Source organism: Streptomyces dysideae, from assembly GCF_001514305.1.
GTDB lineage: Bacteria > Actinomycetota > Actinomycetes > Streptomycetales > Streptomycetaceae > Streptomyces > Streptomyces dysideae.
Map to the genome: position 1 here is coordinate 1 of NZ_KQ949196.1, position 1,238 is coordinate 1,238.

Here is a 1,238-nt window from a genome sequence, read left to right on the forward strand (position 1 = left end):
GAGAAGGGCACTCGGTGATGAGCGGGACGCAGCAGGCTGAGCCGGCGGTGAGCGCACCGCCGGCCCCCGGCCCCGGCAAGGAGAGAGACGGGCGGACCAGGCAGCGCCCCCTGGCGCTTCAGCTGCTCGCCCGTCCCGAGGTCGGCGTGTTCCTCGGCGCCATCGCGGTATGGGTGTTCTTCCTCGTCGCCGCGCCGCCGGTGCGTGACGGCAGCTCGATGGCGAACATCCTCTACCAGTCGTCGACGATCGGGATCGTGGCGATCCCGGTGGCGCTGCTGATGATCGGCGGCGAGTTCGACCTGTCGGCCGGTGTCGCCGTGATCGCCTCGGCGCTGACCGCGAGCATGCTCGCCTTCCAGCTGAGCATGAACGTCTGGGTCGGCGTGCTCGTGGCGCTGCTGGTGTCGCTGGCGGTCGGGCTCTTCAACGGCTGGCTGCTGATGAAGACCGGCCTGCCGAGCTTCCTGGTCACTCTCGGCACGTTCCTGATCCTGCAGGGCGTCAACCTCGCGGTGACCAAGCTGGTCACCGGCAACGTGGCCACCGACGACATCAGCGACATGGACGGCTTCGACCAGGCCAAGTCCATCTTCGCCTCCTCGTTCGAGGTCGGCGGCGTGAACGTCAAGATCACCATCGTGTGGTGGCTGGTGTTCGCGGCCATCGCCACGTGGGTGCTGCTGCGTACCAAGTACGGCAACTGGATCTTCGCGGTCGGCGGCAACAAGCAGTCCGCGCGGGCCGTCGGTGTGCCGGTGACCTTCACGAAGATCTCGCTGTTCATGCTGGTCGGCTTCGGCGCCTGGTTCGTCGGCATGCACCAGCTGTTCTCCTTCAACACCGTGCAGTCCGGTGAGGGCGTCGGCCAGGAGCTGATCTACATCGCCGCGGCCGTCATCGGCGGCTGCCTGCTGACCGGCGGCTCCGGTTCCGCGATCGGCCCGGTCTTCGGCGCGTTCATGTTCGGCATGGTGCAGCAGGGCATCGTCTACGCCGGCTGGAACCCCGACTGGTTCAAGGCGTTCCTCGGCGTGATGCTGCTCGGCGCCGTCCTGATCAATCTGTGGGTCCAGCGCACGGCGACCCGGAGGTGACCGACCCGATGACAACCATCAACGAAACCATGCCCGACGAGACCTCTCCGAAGGACTCCGCACCTCAAGACGGCAAGCCGGTCGTCGAGTTGAAGGCCACCGGCAAGGCGTACGGCAACGTCCGTGCCCTGCACGGCGTGG

The 1,238-nt window shown here is 67.2% G+C and carries 1 protein-coding gene; it reads left to right on the forward strand.

The features are described from left to right. The first annotated feature begins 17 nt into the window (after positions 1 to 17). Positions 18 to 1,097 carry an ABC transporter permease gene (locus tag AQJ91_RS48350; protein WP_067036818.1) on the forward strand — a complete coding sequence of 360 codons (1,080 nt, stop codon included), beginning with the start codon at positions 18 to 20 and terminating at the stop codon, positions 1,095 to 1,097. Positions 1,098 to 1,238 lie beyond the last annotated feature (141 nt).

Bases quoted from the DNA above. Each gene is read 5' to 3' on its own strand.
- AQJ91_RS48350 (WP_067036818.1), top strand. From the start codon at position 18: ATGAGCGGGACGCAGCAGGCTGAGCCGGCGGTGAGCGCACCGCCGGCC.